The sequence below is a fragment of the Streptomyces sp. genome, assembly GCF_035563135.1.
Lineage (GTDB): Bacteria > Actinomycetota > Actinomycetes > Streptomycetales > Streptomycetaceae > Streptomyces.
On the sequence record NZ_DATMVN010000794.1, the window covers coordinates 1 to 2,957 of the forward strand.

Consider the following 2,957-nt stretch of genomic DNA (forward strand, 5'->3'; position numbering starts at 1 on the left):
GCCGCCGAGCCGCTCCACGAGGAGACGGAGCAGCTCCGTGCCGCCGTCGGCCTTGACCCTGGCCTCGAAGGCGTTGCCCCGCACGAACGCGAACTGGGACTGGCCGAACGCGGCGGGGGAGCCGAGCGCCTTGGCCAGCACCGCCTTGTCGACGCCGGCGCCGTCCAGCAGGGCGCGCCGCTTGCATCCGGGGTTGGCGGCGAGCGCGGCCAGGGCGCGTGCGTCGAGCGGATGCGGCGTGACGGCCGGACCGCGCAGCTCAGCGAGCCGCTGCCGGAGCGTCGTCGCCGGCCTCGGCTGCCGAACGGGGTCTCGCATCACTGGAATCTGCGGAGGCGGTCCGCTGTCCGGGTATTCGCTCACCCGCGGAAGTCTTGCATCCGTCAGTGACAATCGTGGATCCCCCCGGGGAGACGGTCGTGGGCACGGGCGCGGACACCGCCCTCACCCGGTCCTTGACACGGTCCGCGATCCGCGTGAACGGCCTGGTCAGCAGGGCGCCGAGGGCCATCACGGCGACTCCGGCCACGGCGTCGAGGAAATAGTGGTTCGCCGTGCCCATCACGACGAACACGGTGATCAGCGGATAGGCCACGCCCGCGGCCCGGACGAGCGGGTGGCGGCCGTGACGCCACAGCAGGACGCCGCACCACACCGCCCAGCCGACGTGCAGGCTCGGCATCGCCGCGTACTGGTTGGTCATCCCGCTGAGGCCGCGCGGGGCGCTCGCCCCCGCGCCCCACCAGCCGTACGCGCTGTACTGCGCCATCGTGTCGACGAAACCGTGGTGGGCGTCGAGCAGCCGGGGCGGGCAGGTCGGCATCAGCGTGAAGCCGGCCAGCCCGAGGAGGGTGGAGGTCATCAGCCAGGTGCGGGCCGCCCGGTAGGCGGCGGTGCGGCGCCGGAAGATCCAGACCAGGACGGCCGGGGTGACCAGGTAGTGCAGGGAGGCGTACGCGAAGTCGGCGGGGATCCCGAGCGCGGGGTGGGCGGTCAGCAGCCGGTTCAGCGGGTGTTCGGCGTTGAGGTGCAGCGCCTTCTCCAGGCGGAGGATCGCCAGACCGTTCTCCACGGCCGCCGGTACGTTCTCGTGGACCAGCAGCCGGCCCGTCGCGTACAGCCCGTACACCACCGCGAGCAGGGGGAGCTCCGTCCACCAACGGGGCCGGGGGCCCGAGGTCGGTGTCGCGGCGGTGGCGTGCGGCATCCGGTGGCTCCCCCATGTTCATGCGGTCGACGGCGGGCGTTCAACCGTACGGCGGTCGTATCCCCTGCTTCCCCGTGGGGGCCGTCCCACGCGGACGCCCCTGGTCATGCGCTGGGAGGGACGCGGGCGCCGCCCCCCGGGTTGCCCGTGAGACAGGTGGGAGATGATGGAGCAGGGCCCCCGCACGCACCGGTCTCCCAGCCGGCCGCCCGTGTCCGCCGCCCCGTCGCCGTCCCGGACACCGCTGTCCCGGACCCACCAGATCCTAGGGTCCTCGGATCTTCGGATCTCCGTATTTTCAGGGAGAGCCGTCATGGCACCGCGAATCCTGCTCGCCCGGCACGGCCAGACACAGTGGTCGGTCCAGGGCAATCACACCGGCAGGACCGACATCCCCCTCCTCGACACCGGCCGTGAGGGTGCCAAGCTGCTCGGCGAGCGGCTGCACAGGGAGCCCTGGGGCGGCCTGCCCGGCGTCGAGGTGCGGACCAGCCCGCTCGTCCGGGCCTCCGAGACCTGTGCGATCGCCGGTTTCGGTGAGCGGGCCCAGCCGTGGGACGCGCTGATGGAATGGGACTACGGGGACTACGAGGGCCTCACCCCGGCGCAGATCAAGGCGGACCGGCCGGACTGGCTCATCTGGCGCGACGGGGTCCCCGGCGGCGAGAGCCTCGCCGGACTCACGGCCCGTGCGGACGAGGTCGTCGAGTGGGCGCGCTCCGCCGAGCGCGATGTGCTGGTCTTCGCCCACGGGCACATCCTGCGGGCGCTGGGGGCGCGGTGGCTGGGCGAGGACGTGTCGTTCGCCGCGCGGATCCGGCTGGAGCCCACGTCGCTGTCGGTGCTGGGCTGGGCGTACGGCCTGCCCGCACTGGAGCGCTGGAACGACACGGGCCACCTGGACCGCTGAGGCCCCGGACCGGATTCCGGCATGGGCCGGCCCGTCCGAGCGGGCCGGCGCAGGCTTTTCGGCGCGGGCGGGCTCATGCGTGCCCGTCCGGAGGGGACCGGCCTGTGCTGGCGGGTCCCTCCGGACGGGCCCGTGCGGGCTCTCCGGCTCGGACCGGCCCGTTCGAGCCTGTCCGGCGCTTGAGGACGGAACCGGCAGGCAGGGCCCGGGAGGCTCTCCCGGCGCAGGCTCGCCCGGTCAGCCGCCCCTGCACGGCACCGGATCCCGCCCCGGTCGCCGGACGGGCCGGATCCGCTCGCCCCGGTCGCCGGACGGGCCGGATCTGCTCGCCCCGGACGCCGGACGGGCCGGATCCGCCCGTCTCGCCCGCCCCGCTTCAGGCGCCGGGGGGCAGCTCCTCGTAGCGGGCCAGCAGGGCCGCCACCTCCGGGCCGCCCTGCGGCCGGAGCACCCGTACGACGCTCGCGAGTATTCCGCGGATCCGGGAGGACTGGACCCGGTCCAGCAGGTCCAGCACCTCGTGACTCGCCGCCGCGGCCTCGTCGGCCGTGCCCGCCCGCGCCAGGTCACCGGCGAGCTGCGCGCGGTACAGCGCGAGGTTCCGGGTGAAGTGCGGGTCCTGCAGCCGGGTCGCCCGCCGGGCATGGCGCGCCGCCCGGGGCCAGTCACCCAGGGCCGACCAGCACTGCGCCTCCAGCAGCTCCAGCTCCGCCTCCCGGAAGAAGGTCATCCACTCCGGGTCCGCATCGCTCGGTCCGTGGTCGAACGCCGCCTGCGCGCGCCCGATCGCCTGCTCGCACCCCGTGCGGTCCCCCAGCCACGCCCTGGCCCCCGCCTCCC

Annotated in this window: 2 protein-coding genes and 2 pseudogenes; 1 reads left to right on the plus strand and 3 read right to left on the minus strand. The window is 74.6% G+C overall.

All coding sequences use genetic code 11. The annotated features are described in order from the left end of the window. Both VN520_RS35285 and VN520_RS35290 read right to left on the minus strand, forming a co-directional pair. Nucleotides 1-363 (minus strand): annotated as a pseudogene (locus VN520_RS35285) (hypothetical protein); the annotation flags it as partial. Next, a complete protein-coding gene (locus tag VN520_RS35290; protein ID WP_325751033.1) occupies nt 260-1,207 on the minus strand; it encodes a phosphatase PAP2 family protein in 948 nt (315 codons plus the stop codon). The pseudogene VN520_RS35285 and the gene VN520_RS35290, both read right to left, overlap by 104 nt. A gap of 313 nt (nt 1,208-1,520) precedes the next feature. Here VN520_RS35290 and VN520_RS35295 point away from each other — a divergent pair, with 313 nt between their 5' ends. Further along, nucleotides 1,521-2,117 (plus strand): histidine phosphatase family protein, encoded by a 597-nt coding sequence (locus VN520_RS35295; protein ID WP_325751034.1) that lies wholly within the window; start codon nt 1,521-1,523, stop codon nt 2,115-2,117. Nucleotides 2,118-2,493: 376 nt separating this feature from the next. On the opposite strand, the pseudogene VN520_RS35300 reads toward VN520_RS35295, so the two are convergent. Then, nucleotides 2,494-2,957 (minus strand): annotated as a pseudogene (locus VN520_RS35300) (tetratricopeptide repeat protein); the annotation flags it as partial.